Source organism: Sphingomonas baiyangensis (assembly GCF_005144715.1).
Lineage (GTDB): Bacteria > Pseudomonadota > Alphaproteobacteria > Sphingomonadales > Sphingomonadaceae > Sphingomonas > Sphingomonas baiyangensis.
The window spans coordinates 191914-208395 of the sequence record NZ_SWKR01000002.1 but is presented as its reverse complement, the minus strand read 5'-3'; the positions used below and the strand labels follow the sequence as shown (position 1 = coordinate 208395).

14 protein-coding genes and 1 pseudogene are annotated in these 16482 nt (G+C 67.9%); 10 read left to right on the top strand and 5 right to left on the bottom strand.

The window, feature by feature from the left end; translation table 11 throughout:
* Window positions 1–19: 19 nt before the first annotated feature.
* Together FBR43_RS04010 and FBR43_RS04005 are read right to left on the bottom strand one after the other, a co-directional pair.
* Window positions 20–277 (bottom strand): annotated as a pseudogene (locus FBR43_RS04010) (type II toxin-antitoxin system RelE/ParE family toxin); the annotation flags it as partial.
* A 22-nt stretch (window positions 278–299) separates the two neighbouring features.
* Complete coding sequence (locus FBR43_RS04005) at window positions 300–548, bottom strand: ribbon-helix-helix domain-containing protein (RefSeq protein ID WP_136941955.1); 249 nt, start codon at window positions 546–548, stop codon at window positions 300–302.
* A gap of 136 nt (window positions 549–684) precedes the next feature.
* Here FBR43_RS04005 and FBR43_RS04000 point away from each other — a divergent pair, with 136 nt between their 5' ends.
* The 4 genes from FBR43_RS04000 (at window position 685) to FBR43_RS03985 (ending at window position 4570) form a co-directional block, all read left to right on the top strand.
* A complete protein-coding gene (locus FBR43_RS04000; RefSeq protein ID WP_317128310.1) occupies window positions 685–948 on the top strand; it encodes a PadR family transcriptional regulator in 264 nt (87 codons plus the stop codon).
* Window positions 945–2099: a putative peptidoglycan glycosyltransferase FtsW/RodA gene (locus FBR43_RS03995; protein ID WP_249276452.1), complete on the top strand. Its 1155-nt coding sequence runs from the start codon at window positions 945–947 to the stop codon at window positions 2097–2099. The genes FBR43_RS04000 and FBR43_RS03995 overlap by 4 nt, the downstream gene beginning before the upstream one ends.
* Before the next feature lie 310 nt (window positions 2100–2409).
* Window positions 2410–4119, top strand: a complete 1710-nt coding sequence (gene rpsA, locus FBR43_RS03990; protein ID WP_136941953.1) for a 30S ribosomal protein S1 — start codon at window positions 2410–2412, stop codon at window positions 4117–4119.
* Window positions 4120–4291: 172 nt separating this feature from the next.
* Entirely contained in the window at window positions 4292–4570 is a 279-nt protein-coding gene (locus FBR43_RS03985) for an integration host factor subunit beta (RefSeq protein ID WP_136941952.1), read from the top strand.
* A gap of 17 nt (window positions 4571–4587) precedes the next feature.
* Here FBR43_RS03985 and FBR43_RS03980 read toward each other — a convergent pair whose 3' ends face one another.
* Window positions 4588–5646 (bottom strand): peptidase M48 family protein, encoded by a 1059-nt coding sequence (locus FBR43_RS03980; protein WP_169542484.1) that lies wholly within the window; start codon window positions 5644–5646, stop codon window positions 4588–4590.
* A 196-nt stretch (window positions 5647–5842) separates the two neighbouring features.
* Here FBR43_RS03980 and FBR43_RS03975 point away from each other — a divergent pair, with 196 nt between their 5' ends.
* Window positions 5843–6133 (top strand): hypothetical protein, encoded by a 291-nt coding sequence (locus FBR43_RS03975; protein ID WP_317128309.1) that lies wholly within the window; start codon window positions 5843–5845, stop codon window positions 6131–6133.
* A gap of 214 nt (window positions 6134–6347) precedes the next feature.
* Here the strand turns inward: FBR43_RS03975 and FBR43_RS03970 are convergent, their stop codons facing one another.
* Both FBR43_RS03970 and galU read right to left on the bottom strand, forming a co-directional pair.
* Entirely contained in the window at window positions 6348–7646 is a 1299-nt protein-coding gene (locus FBR43_RS03970) for a sugar transferase (protein ID WP_136941950.1), read from the bottom strand.
* A 167-nt stretch (window positions 7647–7813) separates the two neighbouring features.
* The gene (gene galU / locus FBR43_RS03965) at window positions 7814–8686 is read right to left on the bottom strand and encodes a UTP--glucose-1-phosphate uridylyltransferase GalU (protein ID WP_136941949.1); all 873 of its coding nucleotides are present in this window, start codon (window positions 8684–8686) and stop codon (window positions 7814–7816) included.
* A 167-nt stretch (window positions 8687–8853) separates the two neighbouring features.
* On the opposite strand from galU, the gene wecC reads away from it, so the two are divergent.
* From wecC to purL, 5 genes are all read left to right on the top strand, one after another.
* Window positions 8854–10158: a UDP-N-acetyl-D-mannosamine dehydrogenase gene (wecC, locus tag FBR43_RS03960; RefSeq protein WP_136941948.1), complete on the top strand. Its 1305-nt coding sequence runs from the start codon at window positions 8854–8856 to the stop codon at window positions 10156–10158.
* A 211-nt stretch (window positions 10159–10369) separates the two neighbouring features.
* The gene (locus FBR43_RS03955; protein ID WP_136941947.1) at window positions 10370–11371 is read left to right on the top strand and encodes an SDR family NAD(P)-dependent oxidoreductase; all 1002 of its coding nucleotides are present in this window, start codon (window positions 10370–10372) and stop codon (window positions 11369–11371) included.
* Window positions 11371–12861 (top strand): oligosaccharide flippase family protein, encoded by a 1491-nt coding sequence (locus tag FBR43_RS03950; protein ID WP_136941946.1) that lies wholly within the window; start codon window positions 11371–11373, stop codon window positions 12859–12861. The genes FBR43_RS03955 and FBR43_RS03950 overlap by 1 nt, the downstream gene beginning before the upstream one ends.
* 38 nt (window positions 12862–12899) lie before the next feature.
* A complete protein-coding gene (locus FBR43_RS03945) occupies window positions 12900–14186 on the top strand; it encodes a polysaccharide pyruvyl transferase family protein (RefSeq protein WP_169542483.1) in 1287 nt (428 codons plus the stop codon).
* 63 nt (window positions 14187–14249) lie between these two features.
* Entirely contained in the window at window positions 14250–16481 is a 2232-nt protein-coding gene (gene purL, locus FBR43_RS03940; RefSeq protein ID WP_136941944.1) for a phosphoribosylformylglycinamidine synthase subunit PurL, read from the top strand.
* Window position 16482 lies beyond the last annotated feature (1 nt).

Below are 16482 nucleotides of genomic sequence, written 5' to 3'. Positions count from 1 at the left end.
GGCGCGCGCTGGCGGCGGCTCAGGCCGGATCGCTTACCCAGTCCTCACGGCCGTGGCGGATGCGCAGGATGATGACGTCCGGCTCCTCGATTACATAGAGGATCAGGTGCGCCTTGAAGCGATGCACGCGCACAGGTGCCCGCATCTCGCGGCGCAGCCTTGCGCTGCGTGGCCACGACATGATGTGATCGAACGCAGTGCGCAGACCGGTCGCATAGCTTTCGGCCTGAGCCGTGCCGAATCGCGCGCTGCTTTCGAGGTAGATGGCGATGAGGTCGGCTTCGGCGGCCTACGCGAGCCTAAGCGGCATCTGGCGCGGCGCGACGGCGCGCTTCGGCAAAAATCTCGTCGACACTGCGGGTACTGATGCCGCTTTCGATCGCTTCCGCGACCAGCCTGTCCATCGCGGCGATCTTCTCGGCGCGGACGCGTTCGCGTTCGAGCATGGTGCGGACGAGATCGGCGGCGGTGGCGAATTCGCCCGACGACACACGTTCCTGCACCCAGCGGTCGAGCGTGTCGGGCAGCGAGAGCGTGAGCGTAGCCATCGGGACAATCTAGCGATTTCGCCAGCGATCGGCAAATGATCGCCAACACCTGCTTGACAGCAAGTCTACATAGGTAGACTTAAGATCCATGGTCCGATCCAGAGCCCTATCGCCGCAGGCGCGCACCGTACTGGCCGTGTTGCACGACGCGGCGGGCGGATGGTCGCACGGCTATGAACTCGCGCGGATCGCGGGCGTCAAATCGGGCACGCTCTATCCACTGCTGATCCGTTTGGAAGCGCAGGGGCATCTGGAGGCGCAGTGGCAGGAACCGGCCGAGCCGGGCCGCCCGCCGCGCCACGCCTATCGGCTGACCGCGAGCGGCCTGCGGCTGGCGCGCGACAATCCGCCCGCCCCGGCGCCCTCGCCCGTCGGCGCGCGCGCGAAGGCCGCGACATGAGCGGCGACATGCGCCGAGCGCTGGCCGACCTGACCTGCCGCGTGTTGCAGGCGATGCTGCCGCGCGCGTTGCAGCCCTGGGGATGGGCGGTGCGCGCCGAGACCGCCGCGATCGCCGATCCCGGCGAGGCGCTCGGCTTCGCGCTCGACAGCCTGCTCGGCCTCGCCCCGCGCATCCTGATTTCGCACCTGCTCGCTCCCCTCCCCCTCAACGCCGCCGGAGACACGATCGTCATGCGCCTTTTGCACCTCGCTCTCGAACGCCCCCGCATCCTCGGCATCGCCTGCGCCACGGGGGCGGTCGCCCTAGGCCTGTTCTATCTCCAGCTCGCCGGGGCGCCGGCGCGCTATCTTCTGTCGAACGTCGCAGCGCTGGGCATCGGCGTGCTGCTGCTGGCGACGCTCGGCAGGATCGCGAAGGATGGCGAGCGGCAGGGCCTGGCCGTGACGGCGATGGCGCTGGCGCTGCTCGCGACGGGGCTGTTCGGCACCGCCATAGAAGGCGCGACACGGTGGGCGAGCCTCGGCGGCCTGTCGGTGCAGCCGAGCCTGTTGCTGCTGCCGCTGATGGTCGCGCTGTTCGCGCGCCGGCGCGATACGCTCACTACTGCGGCGCTGGTGATCGCCGGCCTCGGCATCGCGGTGCAGCGCGATGCCGCGATGGCCGCGGCGCTCGCGGCGAGCCTGGCGGTGCTGGCGGCGCTCGCACCCGAGCGGCGCGTGCTGCTGGCGCTGGGCACCGCTATCGCAGGACTCGTGGCGACGCTGGCGCGTGCCGATACGGTGCCCGCCGTGCCCTATGTCGACGGCATCATCGGCTCGGCCTTCGCGGTCGATGCGATGTCGGGCGTGGCGGTGCTCGGCGGGCTGGCGCTGCTGCTGGTTCCCGGAATCACGGGCTGGCGGCACCCCGCCGAGCGCGCGACGCATGCGGTGTTCGGCGCGATGTGGGTGACGATCATCGCCGCGGCGGCGATCGCCGACTATCCCACCCCCGTCGTCGGCTATGGCGGCAGCGCGATCATCGGCTATCTGTTGGCGCTGCTGGCGCTGCCGAGCCGCATGTCGGTGCCCGCCGACGCCGGCACGCGCGCTTCCGATACCGCCGATGCGCGCGGTATCGAGGCACCGTTGCTGATCGGCATCGCCTGACGCCAAAACGGCGGGCGACGCAGCGTCTTCGCCCGCCGCGATACTTGCCTAAAGCCGCCCTTTGGCGTATGCGCGCCCGGTCCGGCAGGTGGGTGCCTGTCGTGGGATGGCGCGGAGGCATGGCCTCACGCGCCCGTTTTCGCAGGCAGCGGCTTCGCCAAGAGCGACCCGACGCGTGCGGTATCGTGCCTCCCCCGCCTGCGCCCGCCCAAAGGATGCCGCGCCGGCAACCGGCCGTCGCGGCGGATCGGCCACAAGACCGCCGGAACCAACCGGCTGGCCGGAAACGACCTGAGGAATACCCTAGTTTATGGCAACCCAGCCCACCCCTACGCGTGACGATTTCGCGGCGATGCTCGATGATATGTTCGGCGGCGCCGACAGCTTCGAGGGCCGTGTCGTCCACGGCACCGTCACCGCGATCGAGAACGACCTTGCCGTCATCGACGTCGGCCTCAAGAGCGAAGGCCGCGTGCCGCTGCGCGAGTTCGCCGCTCCCGGCCAGAAGGCCGAGCTCAAGGTCGGCGACGAAGTGCAGGTTTATGTCGACCGCGTCGAGAACGCCAATGGCGAGGCGATGCTGAGCCGCGATCGCGCGCGCCGCGAAGCCGCGTGGGACACGCTGGAGACCGAATTCGCCAAGACCGCGCGCGTCGAGGGCGTAATCTTCGGCCGCGTCAAGGGCGGCTTCACCGTCGACCTGTCGGGCGCGGTCGCGTTCCTGCCGGGCAGCCAAGTCGATATCCGCCCGGTGCGTGACGTGACGCCGCTGATGGACATCCCGCAGCCCTTCCAGATCCTCAAGATGGACCGCAAGCGCGGCAACATCGTCGTCTCGCGCCGCGCGGTGCTCGAAGAGACGCGCGCCGAGCAGCGTTCGGGCCTGATCCAGAGCCTGGCCGAGGGCCAGATCATCGACGGTGTCGTCAAGAACATCACCGATTACGGTGCGTTCGTCGATCTGGGCGGGATCGACGGGCTGCTGCACGTCACCGATCTCAGCTACAAGCGCGTCGGCCATCCGAGCGAGATGCTCAACATCGGCGACACGGTGAAGGTGCAGATCATCCGCATCAACCGCGACACGCAGCGCATCAGCCTGGGCATGAAGCAGCTCGAGAGCGATCCGTGGGACGGCGCATCGGCCAAGTACCCGGTGGGCGCGAAGCTCACGGGCCGTGTCACCAACATCACCGAATATGGCGCCTTCGTCGAGCTCGAAGCCGGCATCGAGGGTCTGGTCCACGTCTCGGAGATGAGCTGGACCAAGAAGAACGTCCATCCGGGCAAGATCGTCTCGACCTCGCAGGAAGTCGAAGTCGTGGTGCTCGAGGTCGACGAGGACAAGCGTCGCATTTCGCTGGGCCTCAAGCAGGCGCAGGACAATCCGTGGGACCGCTTCGCCGCCGATCATCCGGTTGGCAGCGAAGTCGAGGGCGAAGTCAAGAACGCCACCGAGTTCGGCCTGTTCATCGGCCTCGACGGCGATGTCGACGGTATGGTGCACATGAGCGACATTGCTTGGGGCATCTCGGGCGAGGACGCGCTGGCGCTGCATCGCAAGGGCGAGATGGTGAAGGCCGTCGTGCTCGCGGTCGAGCCCGACAAGGAGCGCATCTCGCTCGGTATGAAGCAGCTCGAGCGTGGCGCGCCGGCAGTCGGCGTCGCTTCGAGCGGTGCGCGCGTCAACAAGAACGAGATCGTCACCGTGACGGTGCTCGAGGTGCGCGACGCGGGCCTTGAGGTGCAGACCGGCGAGGATGGCGCCACGGGCTTCATCAAGCGTACCGATCTGGGCCGCGACCGCGACGAGCAGCGCCCCGAACGCTTCCAGGTCGGCCAGAAGTTCGACGCGATGGTGACGGGCTTCGATCGTTCGAAGAAGCCGACCTTCTCGATCAAGGCGATGCAGATCGCCGAAGAGAAGCAGGCGGTCGCGCAATATGGCTCGTCCGATTCGGGCGCGTCGCTGGGCGACATCCTGGGCGAGGCGCTGAAGGCCCGCAACGAGAAGAACTGACGCCGACGGGCGGGCGGGTGCGCGATGCGTGCCCGCCCGCAGCGGGTGCAACGGGCGCAACGAAGTTGATTGATCGAGATCAACCGCCCAACTAGAATGTCGCTAAAGGGGGACTTGATTCGGGCGCTGGCGCTGCCGGTTTCCGCATGTTGCCTTTTGGGGGAATGATAGAATGATCCGTTCCGAGCTGGTCCAGCTGCTGGTCCGCGACAATCCCGACCTTTCGGTGCGAGACGTCGAGCGGATCGTGAACGTGTTCTTCGACGAAATCGTCAAGCGCCTGTCGGCCGATGGTCGCGTCGAGCTGCGCGGCTTCGGCGCCTTCTCGACCCGCCCGCGCGATGCGCGCGTCGGCCGCAATCCGCGCACCGGCGAGACGGTGGAAGTCGAGGCCAAGCGCGTGCCCTATTTCAAGCCCGGCAAGGAAATGCGCATCCGCCTGAACGTGTAGGCGCCGGCGCGGCGCGATCAGCGCAGCCCTGCGGTCTCGCGCCAGTTTCCGTCGAGCGGGCGATCACGCCACGCGACGAGCGTGCGCACGCGGGCAGCTCCCTGCCCCTTCGCGATATATGCCGCCTCGGCGCGGGTGGCGGCGACGCGGTGGCGCCAGCCGGGATGCGTGCCGGGCTGGATAAGGCCAGTGTTCGCGCGACCGAACCGCGACCAGAAATCGGCGACGCCCGCCGGCGCGAAGCCGGCATTGGCGACAAGATGGACCGAAAGCAGATCGGCCTCGATCTCGCTCTGGCGGAACCTGTCGCCGCTGCCCCCCACACCCGCGAACAGCCCGCGCGAGACACCGGCAACGTCGAGCCGCGCGCGGTGGCGCAGGATGTTGTGCGCCAGCTCGTGCGCGACGAGCGCGGCGAGATCGGCATCGGCGCGATTGTCGGCGAGTGCGCGCGTGCTGATCTGCACCATCTCGCCATCGGCGCGCGCCTCGACACGATCGGACACCGCGAGTTCGAAGCGCGTGCGACATGCCGGCTGCGCTGCGAGCGTAAGCGCGATCGCGCGACCCGCACGTTCGACCGAGAGGGCGACCGGCGCATCGGGCGACTGGCTGGCGATCAGGCGATGCGCGGCGAGCAGCCGGTGCGTTTCGGGATGATTGGCCGCGTCGCCCGTGATCTTCATGGCTTCGACGCCCGCGAGCGACGCCAGCGCGTCGTCGGCGCGCAACCCGGCCCGTTGCCCGGCGGAGCCGGGCACCACCGCCATCACGCCCAGCGGGCGCGCGAAGCCGAAATGCGCGCGTGCCGCGGCTTGCGCATCGCCGCGATACTGATCGATCGCGTGGAGCACCAGGCCCGTCGCGGGCTGACGCTCGGCGCACAGTGCGGCATTGGCCGTCGCGAGCCGATGGCCGATCGTAGCCAAGCGGAGGTCGGCGGCGCGCAACGCCTCGAAACTGGCGGCATCGCTATCGGCCACAGGCGCGGCGCCGATGGCCGCGGCGGCAACCACCACTGCGACGACGGTCCGCCGCACGTTCGATCGGAGCGATTTCAGGCGATTGAGGAACAATTTACCGCTCCGTGCGATCGGGTGATGCGCGCCATTTCCGCAATCTTCGGCCGACGCTTCCATTATGGAATAGTCATGCGATGAAAGCAGGTTGCAACGCGCCGAACCATCTCGTGGCGGGTTGCCGGTGGATGGTGAATTGCGTTAGGCGTTGCATTGCAATATGCGCGCGTCCGGATGTGTTTCGGTCGTTCACATGATGCAACCGACATATTCTGTCGATTCTAAAGGGAGTGCTCAGATGCGTTTGGCAAAACTCATGGCGGCTGTAGCGGCTGTTTCGCTGACGGCGGCTCCGGCGCTGGCAGCCAACCCGGCGGCGAAGCTGTCGGTTGCGCAGTCGAAGTCGGTTCGCGGCGCCACCAAGGCGACCAATGCGAACGACGCCATCGGCGGCGGCGCGATCGTCGGCGTGGTGGCTGCGGCGGCAATCGTCGCCGGCATCATCATCGCCGTTGACGGCGACGACGATTCGGACAGCAACTAAGTCCAGCCGTTCCGCAAGGAAAAGGAAGGCGGCCGGAGCGATCCGGCCGCCTTTTCTTATGCGCGCAGCTCACTGGCGCTTGCGCCGGCGGTTTGCGGAAAACCCGTTCTTCGACAGGGATTTCCTGAGCTCGCCGAAGGGCTCGGTACGAACGGGGGTGGTTCATGGCACCAGCATCATCGCAAGCCGCCACAACGCCGCTATCGGCCCCGGCTCAGCGGGCGCCGAACCCCGACAACATTGTGGGGATCGTGCGCAGCGCGATGAGGATATCGAGCCAGAGCGAGAAGTTCTTCACGTAGAAGAAGTCGTAGCTGAGCTTGCAGTCGACATCGTCGAGCGCGTGGACGTGGCCCTGCTTCACCTGCGCCCAGCCGGTGATGCCCGGCCGCACGATGTGGCGATAGCGGTAGAAGGGTATCTCGACCTCGTACCAGCGCGACAGCGGCACCGCCTCGGGCCGGGGGCCGATGAAGCTCATGTCGCCCGCCAGCACGTTGAGGATCTGCGGCAGTTCATCGAGGCGCGAGGCGCGCAGGAAGCGGCCGAGCCGCGTCACGCGGTCGTCGTCATGCAGCGTGATCGCATCGTCGCGCGCCGCATTATCGCAGGTGATCGCGTCGCGCACGCGCATCGTGCGGAACTTCACCATCGTGAAGCTCTGGCCGCGAAAGCCCATGCGCTCCTGCCGGAACAGCGCGGGGCCCGCCGAATCGAGCCGGATGGCCAGGCCCAGCACCGCCATCGGCAGCGCGAGCACGGGCAGCAACACGAGCGCGCCGACGATATCGGTCAGCCGCTTAACGCGGCGATACGCCAGATTGGGCAGCAGCGAGCCGAGACTGTTCTCGGACATATGCTCGATCGACACGCGGCCGGTGAGCGATTCCCACAATTGCTTGGTGTGATAGACGGGCCGACCCTCGATGGCGGCCTCGGCGAGCATCCGCTCCCACGCATCGTCATGGTCGTGGCGCAGATCGGCGACGAATGCGGCGTGCCGGTCGTCGGGCAGCACCGGACGGTCGAGCGCCACCCATTCGACGCCTGGCACGTCGAACAAAAGCTGCGTCTGCCCGGCGACGACGACGTAGAAGCGCGGCCGCTCAAGCCGGTTGCGCAACAGGAACAGCAGGAACGCCGCGGTCATCGTCGCGGCGATGCTGAGGCCTAGAAACCAGCCGCTATAGGGAACGCGCGTGGCGAACATCGTGGCGATCACCAGCGCATAGGCGCTGCCGAACGACGGGATGAGCATACCGAACGCGCCGACGCCGGGATAGGCAGTGACCTTGCGGACGAGAAAGGCGCCGAACAGGATCGCGACGGTCGATCCGGTAGTGCTGACGCGCCACTGCACCTCGTCGAGGATGCGCGTTCCTTCGCTGAGCAGCATCAGCGCGGCGGGCACGAGAACGCCGGCCACGAGCAGCAGCAGCAATTGGAAGCTGGAGGACTGGAGCGCCGAGCGACGCGGCACTGCCTCCGCTGCGCGGACGCTTTGCATCAGCATTGGCGAGGCTTTCCCGAGTGAAAACGACAAGCCGGGCGGCGCACTGCCACACCATCGGCATGCGTGCCAGTTAAGGCACGGAAAAACGAATGGAAATCATTTCGGTTGCGCTTCATCGCACAACCGTAGCGATCTGTCGCGCTAAACATGTTGCAATGCGGAATAATCTACCCGCGGAGCAGATCAACCGCAAATGCGCGCACCTTGGGGCCGATGTCCTCGCGTTCGAGTGCCAGCGCCAGATTGGCCTGGATGTACCCCGCCTTGTCGCCGCAATCGAAGCGGCGGCCGCCGAAGCGGAAGGCGTGGAAGGGCTGGCGGCCGATCATCTGCGCCATCGCATCGGTCAGCTGGATTTCGTTGCCGGCGCCCGGACCCTGATTTTTCAGGATATCCATCACCTCGGGCTGGAGGATGTAGCGACCGGGGATCATCAGGTTCGAGGGCGCGGTGCCTGCCTTCGGCTTCTCGACCAGCCCTTTGACCTCGACCAGATCGCCGTTCACCGCCCCGGGATCGACGATGCCGTAGCGGTCGGTCTCGTCGTCGGGCACCTCGAAGCCGCACACGATGTTGCCGCCGACCTGCATATAGGCGTCGACCATCTGCTTCATGCAGCCCGGCCGGCCGATCATCAGCTCGTCGGCGAGGAAGATCGCGAAGGGCTCGTCGCCGACGATGTCGCGCGCGCACCACACCGCATGGCCAAGGCCGATCGGCTCCTGCTGGCGCACATAGGCGACGGCGCCGGGCTGCAGCCGGGTGGGCTCGAGGATCTCAAGCGATTTGCCACGCTCGGCCATCGTCGATTCGAGCTCGTAGGCGATGTCGAAATGGTCCTCGATCGCCGACTTGCCGCGTCCGGTGACGAAGATCATCTGCTCGATGCCCGCCTCGATCGCTTCGTCGACGGCATATTGGATGAGCGGGCGATCGACGACGGGAAGCATTTCCTTGGGGCTCGCCTTGGTGGCGGGCAGGAAACGCGTACCGAGCCCGCCGACCGGGAACACCGCCTTGCGCAGCCGCTTGATCGTCATCGCATGAAACCCCTTTGTCGCTGCGTGGTCAGTTAGTCCCCCCGGCCGGGTGAGGCAATCGCGGGCGGGCGGCGAACATCGTTTCCGAAATCTTCAGCCTTGTCGCCGACAAGCGATGCGCGAAGCGCCGCACTCCGCGCGCGCCCCGCCACGGAGAGCCGCGCGCGATGCCCAACGAAGCCGAATTGCAGGTGGCCGTGCTGGGCCTTGGCTATATCGGCCTGCCCACCGCCGCCGTCATCGCGCGCAGCGGCGCGCAGGTGACGGGCATCGACGTGAGCGAGCAGGTGGTCGCCACGGTCAATTCGGGCAAGGTGCATATCGAGGAGATCGACCTCGACGGCCTGGTCTCGGGCGTGGTGGCGCGCGGCAATCTGCGCGCCTCGACGCAAATCGTCACCGCCGACGTGTTCGTCATCGCGGTGCCGACGCCGTTCGACGCCGATCACGCGCCCAATATTGGCTATGTGCTGCAGGCCGCGACCAATGTCGCCGCCGCGCTCAAGCGCGGCGATCTGGTGATCGTCGAATCGACCTGCCCGGTCGGCACGACCGAGAAGGTGCGCGACCTGCTGGCGGCGCTGCGCCCCGATCTCTCGATGCCCGGCATCGAAGGGCATGCCGGCATCGCCGACATCTCGATCGCCTATTGCCCCGAGCGCGTGCTGCCGGGGCGCATCCTCGTCGAGCTGATCGACAATGACCGCGTCATCGGCGGCATCACCCCGCGCTGCGCACGCAAGGCGCTGCAATTCTACCGCCGCTTCGTGCGTGGCGCCTGCGTGACCACCACCGCGCGCGCCGCCGAGATGACCAAGCTGACCGAGAACGCCTTCCGCGACGTCAACATCGCCTTCGCCAACGAGCTTTCGGTCGTTGCCGACAATCTGGGCATCGACGTGTGGGAAGTGATCCGGCTGGCCAACCGCCATCCGCGCGTCAACATCCTGTCGCCCGGCCCCGGCGTGGGCGGGCACTGCATCGCCGTCGACCCGTGGTTCCTGGTGCATGGCGACCCCGCAAACACACCGCTGATCCGCACCGCGCGCGAAGTGAACGACGCCAAGGTCGCCTACACGATCGGCCGCGCCGAGGCGCTGATCGAGACCAATCCGGGCGTGCCCGTCGCGTGTCTGGGACTCGCCTTCAAGGCCAATATCGACGATTTCCGCGAAAGCCCCGCACTGGCGGTGGCCGCCGCGCTCGCACGGCGCTTCGGCGAGCGCGTGCAGGTGTGCGAACCCTATGCCGCCGCGCTGCCGGCCGCCTTCGATGGCACCGGCGCCGGCCTGATCGACATCGACACCGCGCTTGCCGCCTGCCCGATCCTGATCGTGCTGGTCGATCACGACGTGTTCCGCTCGGTCCCGCTCGACGAGCGGCGGACGAAGCAGGTGCTCGACACGCGCGGCATCTGGCCCGACCAGCCGCGCGCGCACCCCGCCGCCGAGCCGTTGCGCCTGGCGAGCTGAACATTTTTACGAGAATGAGCTGATAGCGCATTCCGGCGGCACCAGCCCGCTCCCCCACCCGGCCACCCATCAGGGTACGCTAGTGGGTGCCCGGGGGGGGGAGCGGGCTGGTGCCGCGCTCGTCCCGGTGTCTGCCGCCGCACCGCACAATCGGGTTTGTCGCGACCGCGATTCGCGCTAGGAGCGCGGCCGGGCAAGGCGGCGGAGCGACATGGCGACGATACTCGTGACCGGCGCGGCCGGCTTCATCGGAATGCAGGTGGCCGAGGCGCTGCTGGCGCGCGGCGACCGCGTGATCGGCATCGACAATCTCAACGACTATTACCCCGTATCGCTGAAAAGCGACCGGCTGGCGACGCTCGCCGAGCGGCACGGCGACCGCTTCGCCTTCCACCCGATCGACGTGGCCGACGATGCCGCGGTCGACGGCGTGCTGGCGACGATGGACTTCGAGAGCATCGTCCATCTCGCGGCCCAGGCGGGCGTACGCTATTCGCTCGACAATCCGCGCGCCTATGTGCGCGCCAACCTCGCCGGGCATCTCAACATGCTCGAACTCGCGCGGCACCGCGGATCGCCGCATCTCGTCTATGCCTCGTCCTCGTCGGTCTATGGCGGCAATGACCGCCTGCCCTTCCGCGTCGAGGACCGCGTCGACCACCCGCTCTCGCTCTATGCCGCGACCAAGAAGGCCGACGAGCTGATGAGCGAGACCTACGCGCATCTCTATCGCCTGCCGCAGACGGGGCTGCGCTTCTTCACCGTCTACGGCCCCTGGGGCCGGCCCGACATGGCGATGTGGCTGTTCACCTCGGCGATCCTCGAGGGACGGCCGATCAAGGTGTTCAACGGCGGCGCCATGCGCCGCGACTTCACCTATATCGACGATATCGTCGCCGGCATCGTTGCGGCGCTCGACCATCCGCCTGCCGACGACGGCAGCGTCAAGGCCGGCGGCAGCGTGACGCCGCACCGGCTCTACAATATCGGCAACAACCGCTCCGAGCAGCTCGGCCGGCTGATCGACCTGATCGAGGCGGCGTGCGGCAGGCCTGCCGAGCGCCAGATGCTGCCGATGCAGGACGGCGACGTGAAGGACACCTTCGCCGACATCTCGGCGATCGAGCGTGACCTCGGCTATCGCCCGACGACGGCGATCGACGTGGGCGTGCCGCGCTTCGTCGAGTGGTATCGCGGCTATACGGGCAGCTGATGGCGGGCAGCGACCCTATCGCGCGCGGCGATGGCGGCAATCTGGAGCGCATGGTTGCAGTAAGCGGAAGCTGGCTGCTGGGCGCGCGCATCGTCCGCACGCTGCTGACGCTCATCGGCATGATGGCGCTGGCGAGGCTGCTGACGCCCGCCGATTTCGGCGTGGCGGCAATAGCGGTGTCGGCGACGGTGCTGTCGCTGCTGGTGCTCGAGGGCGCAATCGACTTTCCCGCGCTGCGCAACGACGACCTGACTGCCGACGGGATGCGCAGCCTGATCTGGAGCGCGATTGCGGGCGTGGGCGCGATGGCGATTGCCTTGTGGTTCGCGGCTCCGCTGCTCGAACGCGCGCTGGGCTTCGAGCGGCTGGCGATGGCGCTGCGCGGCGTTATTCCCGCATTCTTCGCGCAGATATGGTTCGTGGCGGGCACGGCAGTGCTGCGTCGCCAGCATCGCTATGCGGCAGTGGCGGCGATCTCGGTCGCGTCGTCGGCCTTGTATATGGCGATCGCGGTGGCGCTGGCGATGGCTGGCGCGGGGCTGTGGTCGCTCATCATCGGGCAGGTCGCCTCGATGCTGGGTGCTGCGCTGCTGTTCGCGCAGCGCGCGGGCATCGGGCTGGCGTGGCCGCGCCGCTTCACGCTGGCGGGCATGCGCCGATCGGGCGCGAGCGGTGCGGCATCGCGCTTTCTCGCCTGGCTGTGGACCAACATCGACACCTTCTTCGTCGCCGCCTGGTTTACGCCCGCGGCGACCGGGCTCTACAGCCGCGCCTACAATATCAACGTGCAGATGAAGGAGCCGTTCGCGGCGATCGAGAACCCGATCCGCGCGGCGTTGCTGGGCTTGCGTGCCGCAGGCCGGCCGACGCGCGCGGCGGCGCTCCAGATGCTGCGCGCGATCGTGCTCGCGGCGGGGCTGTGCGCGGCATTCGTTGTCGTGTTCCGCGACGAGGTGATCGCGATCCTGCTGGGCGAAGGCTGGGCCGGCGCGGCGCCAGTGCTGGCGATCCTCGCGCTGAGCTTCCCCGCGCGGATCGCGCGGATGCTCGACGATGGCGTATCTGCCTCGATCGGCAGCCAGCGCCTGCTGGTGGTGCGTCAGCTCGTGCTGCTCGGCGTGATCGGCGCCTGCCTGCTCACATTCGGCGGGCGCGGCATCGCCTGGGTGGCGGGCGCAGTATCGGCGGGCGTCTATGTCGCGGCGTTCGCGCGCTTCGGCAATGCCGAGACGGCGCATTCGGGAAGTCTCGGCGAGCGGCTGGCGCACATGCTGCCGGGCCTGCTGGCGATGGCCGCGCTGGTAACGGCAGGCGAGGCGATTGCCCGGACGGTAGCATCCCCGCTCGCCGATGCGCTGCTGCGGCTCGCGCTGTTCGCGCTTGCGGGCCTTGCCTGCCTCGCTGTTCCCGCATCATGGCTGCCGGAAGCGCTCGCCACGATGCGTGCGGCGCTGCTGGCGCGGCTGGGGCTGGGCAGGCGCGCGCGATGACATTCGATTTTGAAGGACAAGGCGGTAGCGAACCGCAATTGGAGAGATTTCCCGACATGGGCGAGCGTGAGACGAGCGGACAGGCAACGGGCGGGCGCGAGATCGTGCTGGTCACGCGGATGACGACGGGCAATCAGGGCAATCAGGCGCTGTCGATCGCGCTTCGCGATTTCCTGGCCGAGAGCTTTCCCGACGTGCCGCTGCGGCTGATCGAGCGGGCGCCTTCGTACATGCGGCAGCTGAGCGCCGCCAAGCTCGGGCGTCGCCGCGATCCGGTGGCGGCGTTCGAGCGCGCGGCGCAGCGCCTCGTCGCTCGGCGCGATGCATCGGTGCCGCCGCCGCCGATCGGCGACAACCGCGTATGCTATGACAAGGCGATGGCGGGAATCGTGCGCTTCGAGGGGCTGCGCAGCAGGTTGCAGCTGCGCCAGTGGATGCGGCGCCTTGGCGTGTATCGCCGCGCGATCGACGAGCGGCTGGCGCTGTTCGCCGCGGCGGGCCGCGTCATCGTCAACCCCGCGGGCGAGTTCAATCCCGTCGCCGCCGACATCGCGCTGGCCTATCTGCTCGATATCCGCTGCGCACAGCTGCTGAACCCCGCGGTCTATGCGATCAACCTGAGCTTCGAGGTCGAGGACCCGGTAGTGCAGGCTATCTCGGTCCATGTGTTCGACCGCTGCCGCGCGGTAGCGGTGCGCGAGGAGGCGAGCGTTGCGCATTACGCCGCCGCCGGCGGCACGCGCACGCCGGTGATGGTGCCCGATGCATCCACGCTGCATCGCCCGAAAGCGAAGCTCCCTGCCATTGCGCAAAAGGCGGGGCTGATCCTCAACTACCTTCAGATCGCGAACAACAATCTGGTCGACGAAGTGACCGACTTCATCGCCGCATTCGGCCGCGAGCATCCGGGCTTCGTGCTGACGAGCAACGAATGGGCCACCGACATTCCGCTATGGAAGGCGCGGTGCGAGGCGCTGATTCCCGCGACGAGCCCCGAGGGCACGTCGTACGAGCGCTACATGGAAGAGCTTGCGGGCTACGACCTCATCGTCAGCAGCCGGCTGCATACCTGCGCGCTGGCGATTGTCGCGGGCACGCCCGTGGTCCCGATCGAGATCGGCACGTTCAAGATCACCGAGTTCTTCGCCAATCTGGGCCTCGCCGACGGCGTGGTACGGATCGGCGACGCCGGCTGGGCGGAGCGCACGCTGGCACGCGCGCGCACCGTTGAGGCCGATCCGGCGACGGTGGCGCGCGAACAGGCCGCGGCGATGCTCGCGGCGGGCGACGGGGTGCGCCGACAGCTGCGGGCCATCCTCACCTGACTGCCCCCCCCGTCGGCACATCCCCCGTGACGAAGCGCGTGGCCGCCGCTAAGGGCTTCGGCCATGAGCCAGATCACGCCCCAGATCGTCGCCGAGCACGGCCTGTCGCCCGAGGAATATGACCGTGTGCTCACGGCACTCGGCCGCGAGCCCAATCTGGTCGAGCTGGGCATCTTCTCGGTCATGTGGTCCGAGCATTGCAGCTACAAGTCGAGCCGCATCCACCTGAAGAAGCTGCCGACCGAGGCGCCGTGGGTGATCTGCGGACCCGGCGAGAATGCCGGCGTGATCGACATCGGCGAAGGCCCGAACGGGGTCCGGCAGGCGGCGATCTTCAAGATGGAGTCGCACAACCACCCTTCGTATATCGAACCCTATCAGGGCGCGGCGACGGGCGTTGGCGGCATCCTGCGCGACGTGTTCACCATGGGCGCGCGGCCGATCGCCAACATGAACGCGCTGCGCTTCGGCCGGCCCGATCATCCGCGGATGCGCCATCTGATCGCCGGCGTCGTCCACGGCATCGGCGGCTACGGCAATTGCGTCGGCGTGCCGACGGTGGGCGGCGAGGTGAACTTCCACCCCGCCTATGACGGCAACATCCTCGTCAACGCGATGACCGTGGGCATCGCCGATCAAGACAAGATCTTCTATTCGGCCGCTTCGGGCATCGGCAACCCGATCGTCTATGTCGGCAGCAAGACGGGGCGCGACGGCATTCACGGCGCGACGATGGCCTCGGCCGATTTCGGCGAGGACGCCGAGGAGAAGCGCCCAACGGTGCAGGTGGGCGATCCGTTCACGGAGAAGCTGCTGATCGAGGCGTGCCTCGAGCTGATGGCATCCGATGCGATCGTCGCAATCCAGGACATGGGCGCGGCGGGGCTTACCTCGTCGAGCGTCGAGATGGCGTCGAAGGGCGGTGTCGGCATCGAACTCGTCATGGACGATGTGCCGCAGCGCGAGGAAGGCATGACGCCCTATGAGATGATGCTCAGCGAATCGCAGGAGCGGATGCTGATGGTGCTCAAGCCCGGCCGCGAGGGCGAGGCCGAGGCGATCTTCCGCAAATGGGAACTCGATTTCGCCGTCATCGGCCATGTCACCGATACCGGCCGCATGGTGCTGAAGTGGCAGGGCGAGACGGTGTGCGACATCCCGCTCGCGCCGCTCGCCGACGAGGCGCCGCTCTACGATCGCCCGCACGTCGCCACCCCTGCCCCCGCCGAGCTGACCGACGTGCCCGAAAGCGCCGATGTCGCGGCCGATCTGCTCAAGCTGATGGCAACGCCCGATCTGGCCAGCCGGCGCTGGATCTGGGAGCAGTATGACCACATGGTCGGCGCCGACACGGTGCAGCGCCCCGGCGGCGATGCCGCGGTGGTGCGCGTGCACGGCACCGAGAAGGCGCTGGCGATCACTACCGATTGCACGCCGCGCTACTGCTTCGCCGATCCGGTCGAGGGCGGGCGCCAGGCGGTGGCCGAGGCGTGGCGCAACCTCACCAGCGTGGGTGCGCGGCCGCTGGCGATCACCAACTGCCTCAACTTCGCCAATCCGCAGCGGCCCGAGATCATGGGCCAGATCGTCGGCTGCCTCGAAGGCATGGCAGATGCCTGCCGCGCGCTGGACTTCCCGATCGTGTCGGGCAACGTCTCGCTCTACAATGAATCGAAGGCGACGGGCGGCGGTTCGGCGATCCTGCCGACACCCGCGATCGGCGGCGTCGGCCTGCTCAAGGACTGGCAGGCGTCGGTCGGCATCGCGTTCCGGCGCACTGGCGATGCCATCATGCTGATCGGCGAGCGCGCCGGGCATCTCGGCCAGTCGCTGTGGCTGCGCGAGCTGCATGGCCGCGAGGAAGGCCCGCCCCCGCCCGTCGATCTCAAGGCCGAGCGGCGCACCGGCGACTTCATCCGCGAGCAGATCGCCAAGCGCGCGATCCGCGCGTGCCACGACGTGTCCGACGGCGGCATGGCGGTGGCAGTCGCCGAGATGGCGCTGGCGAGCGGCATGGGAGCGCTGATCGATTCGGTGCAGCCCTTCGGCAACGCCGCGTCGTTCTTCGGCGAGGATCAGGGCGTGTACGTGGTGACGGTGTGCGACGACTGTATCGCCGACTTCATCGCCGATGCCGATCGCGCCGACGTGCCCGCCGACATGCTCGGCCGCACCATCCGCGACCGACTGGTGTTCGAGACCGAGGACGGCGATTTCTGCGTAACGCTCGACGAACTACGCGCCGCGCATGAGAGCTTCTTCCCGGCGCTGATGGAAGGCGAGGTCGCCAGCTGAG

Excerpts from the sequence above, each read along its gene's own strand:
- FBR43_RS04005 (WP_136941955.1), bottom strand. The coding sequence starts at position 548 with ATGGCTACGCTCACGCTCTCGCTGCCCGACACGCTCGACCGCTGGGTG.
- FBR43_RS03995 (WP_249276452.1), top strand. The coding sequence starts at position 945 with ATGAGCGGCGACATGCGCCGAGCGCTGGCCGACCTGACCTGCCGCGTG.
- rpsA (WP_136941953.1), top strand. The coding sequence starts at position 2,410 with ATGGCAACCCAGCCCACCCCTACGCGTGACGATTTCGCGGCGATGCTC.
- FBR43_RS03985 (WP_136941952.1), top strand. The coding sequence starts at position 4,292 with ATGATCCGTTCCGAGCTGGTCCAGCTGCTGGTCCGCGACAATCCCGAC.
- FBR43_RS03975 (WP_317128309.1), top strand. The coding sequence starts at position 5,843 with ATGATGCAACCGACATATTCTGTCGATTCTAAAGGGAGTGCTCAGATG.
- FBR43_RS03970 (WP_136941950.1), bottom strand. The coding sequence starts at position 7,646 with ATGCTGATGCAAAGCGTCCGCGCAGCGGAGGCAGTGCCGCGTCGCTCG.
- galU (WP_136941949.1), bottom strand. The coding sequence starts at position 8,686 with ATGACGATCAAGCGGCTGCGCAAGGCGGTGTTCCCGGTCGGCGGGCTC.
- wecC (WP_136941948.1), top strand. The coding sequence starts at position 8,854 with ATGCCCAACGAAGCCGAATTGCAGGTGGCCGTGCTGGGCCTTGGCTAT.
- FBR43_RS03955 (WP_136941947.1), top strand. The coding sequence starts at position 10,370 with ATGGCGACGATACTCGTGACCGGCGCGGCCGGCTTCATCGGAATGCAG.
- FBR43_RS03950 (WP_136941946.1), top strand. The coding sequence starts at position 11,371 with ATGGCGGGCAGCGACCCTATCGCGCGCGGCGATGGCGGCAATCTGGAG.
- purL (WP_136941944.1), top strand. The coding sequence starts at position 14,250 with ATGAGCCAGATCACGCCCCAGATCGTCGCCGAGCACGGCCTGTCGCCC.